2 protein-coding genes are annotated in these 3,008 nt (G+C 69.7%); both read right to left on the reverse strand.

Annotation, left to right across the window (positions count from 1 at the left end; all coding sequences use genetic code 11):
• On the reverse strand, positions 1–2,367 hold a 2,367-nt coding region (gene pepN, locus AB8Z75_RS34015; protein ID WP_369208862.1), incomplete at its 3' end, for an aminopeptidase N.
• Positions 2,368–2,410: 43 nt separating this feature from the next.
• On the reverse strand, positions 2,411–3,008 hold a 598-nt coding region (locus tag AB8Z75_RS34020; RefSeq protein ID WP_369208864.1), incomplete at its 5' end, for a transcriptional regulator.

Genomic DNA, 3,008 nt, shown 5'->3' on the forward strand with positions numbered 1-3,008 from the left:
CGGCACCACCTCGGCGAAATACCGCCCAGGGAAACCCGCCAGCACCCCCTGCTGCTCCGGCTGCCAGAAACCCTGCGCCGTCGCCGTGAACAGATAGTTCGACAGCGCGTCGCCAGGACCGAACATCGCCTCCCACGCCTCCTCCTTCGCCGCCGCGTCCGGCAGCGCCGCCCGACACCGCGCAGCCGCCTCCTCACCCCGCGCACCCGCGTCCGCCGCCCGCGCCTCCTCGATGTCCGCCACACCCACCGCGCCCAGCACCGACAACCGCAACAGCAACCGCCACCGCAACTCGACATCCAGCACCGGGCCCCCACCAGGGACCTCACCCGCCGCCCACCACGCCGACAGCTCCCGCGGCGACGTCGCACAGTCGATGAAGTACCGCGCCGCCGTCAACCGCAGCCCCGCACCGCCCTCCGCCGTCGCCCTCGTGGACGCGGCAGACGCGGTGGAGGCGGTGGACGCGCTGGACGTGGACGAGAGCAGATCACGGCACAACTCCGACAGCAGCCCCAAGGCCTCCGTGCGCTCCCCGCCCGTCAAGAAACGGTCCGCCGCCTGCCCCCGCGCGAACGCCAACACCCCCTGCACCACCGCGTCGTCCGTCTCGAACGGCAGGTGCTCCCGCGCCGTGCGCACGTACTCCAACGGCCCCAACTCCGCGTCCCGCACCATGTCACGCGCCGCGTTCCACACCACCGCACGCGACAACTGCCCCGGCAGCCCCGACAGCGCCGAGCGCACCGACCCCCACGACACCGGATCAAGACGCACCTTCGCGTACGTGTAATCCAGATCGTTGACCAACACCAGATCAGGACGCGGCCCGTCCAACGTCATCGTCAACCGGCCACCGTCCGCCGGCACATCCCGCTCCAGCCGCTCCCGCAACACCAGCCGCGACGCGTCAGCGGGCGCCCGGTCGTACAGCCCCACCGCCAGCCGGTGCGGGCGGCGGCCCACATGCTCCACATCCACATACCACCGCCGATCCTCCGACTCACCCACCCGCGGCACCAGGGTGTCCACCCCCGTCGTCCGCAACCAGCACTCCGCCCACCCCCGCACATCCCGCTCCGAAGCGCGCGCCAGCGAATCGAGGAAATCCGCCAACGTCGCGTTGCCGAACCTGTGCCGCGCGAAATGGTCGTTGATGCCCGCCAGGAAATCCCTCTCACCCAGCCACACCACCAACTGACGCAGCGCCGAAGCCCCCTTCGCATAGCTGATCCCGTCGAAGTTGCCCAACGCCGTCGCCGTGTCCGGCACCCCTTGCGGATCCGGCGCCACCGGATGCGTCGAAGGACGCTCATCCGCGTCATAACCCCAGCTCTTGCGCGCCACCGCGAAATCCGTCCACGTGTCCGTGAACCGCGTCGCCTCGCTCAGCACCTGATACCCCATGTACTCCGCGAACGACTCGTTCAGCCAGATGTCGTCCCACCAGCGCAACGTCACCAGATCGCCGAACCACATGTGCGCCATCTCGTGCGCGATCACCATGCCGCGCGTCTGCCGCTCCGTGTCCGTGACCGCCGACCGGTGGATGAACTCGTCCCGGAACGTCACCAGACCCGGATTCTCCATCGCCCCCGCGTTGAACTCGGGCACGAACGCCTGATCGTAGGAGTCGAACGGATACGGCTCGTCGAACAGCTCGTGATACCGGTCGAAGCAGCGCCGCGTGATCTCCAGCAGCTCCGCCGCGTCCGCCTCCAGATACGGACCCAGCGACCTGCGCACATGCAGCCCGAACGGCAGCCCCGCGTGCTCCGTGCGCACCGAGTGGAAAGGCCCCGCCGCCACCGCCATCAGATACGTACTGATCGGCGGCGTCGGCGCGCACTCCCACCGCCCGCCCTCTCCCGTACGGGCCGCCACCCCGTTCCCCAGCACCGTCCACCCCTCGGGCGCCGTCACCGACACCTCGAAGGAAGCCTTCAGATCCGGCTGGTCGAAACACGCGAACACCAGCGGAGCATCCGTCATGCAGCACATCGTGTAGACGTACGCGTTGCCGTCCTCCGGATCCGTGAACCGGTGCATGCCCTCACCCAGCCGCGAATACGGCATCAACGCCTCGACCCGCAGCTCGTGCCCCCCGGGCGCCAGGCCGCGCAGCGGCAGCCGCCCCTCGGCCAGCTCGCCCGGATCGATCGCACGCCCGTCCAGCTCCGCCCCCACCAGCCGCGTGGGCCGCACCTCCACGAAGGTGTCCACCCCCGCCTCCAGCACGGCGAACCGCACCGCGGTCGTGGAAGCGAACACCTCCTCCCCCCGCGTCAGATCCAGGTCCACCCCGTACCGCTCGACCCTGACCGCCCGAGCCCGGCTCTCCGCTTCCGCACGCGTCAACACGACCATGCGCGCCATAGTGCCCCAGACGCGACCTGTGGGCACCGGTGCGTCAGTACTTGGGGCCGACGCGCGCGTCCATGAGGGCGACGGAGGCGCGGCGGGCTACGGAGACGGACTCGCCGCCGCAGCGATGCCGGGTGCTGGTCCACTCGACGCCCAGCTCGTCCAGTGTCCTGGTGTAGAGCCGCACGATGTCTCTCGAGAGGTTGGTGAAGAGGTAGCGCGGATACTCGTACCGCTTTTGTCGGCCACCGACCGTGCGCGTGGTCCAGTTGGTGATGCGGCACCCGTCGGAGTGCACGAGACCGCGTACCAGTCCCCAGGGATGTGCGTCGACGATCTCCTGCTGCCAGGGCTCCAGCTCGATGTGGCGCTGATGCTTCTTGCCGGGGCCGTGCTGGGGGAAGAGGCACGGCCAGTGGTTGGAGTAGGCGGTGACGTTGACGCATCCGGGGCGTTGGACGCGGAAAACGCGATTCTCGGGGCGTACCAGACGCATGGCGTGTTCGCAGGAGTCGATGAGACCGGGCCAGGCGTCCGCGCAGGCGATCCGGAGCGTGTGGGTGCGGGCGAGCTCGCTGATGCACCCGTCGCCCAGGTAGAGGCCCAAAAGGTAGCAGTAGGCGGCGGGGGCRGMRGSGACGCCG

Source organism: Streptomyces sp. PU-14G (genome assembly GCF_041028275.1).
Taxonomy (GTDB): domain Bacteria; phylum Actinomycetota; class Actinomycetes; order Streptomycetales; family Streptomycetaceae; genus Streptomyces.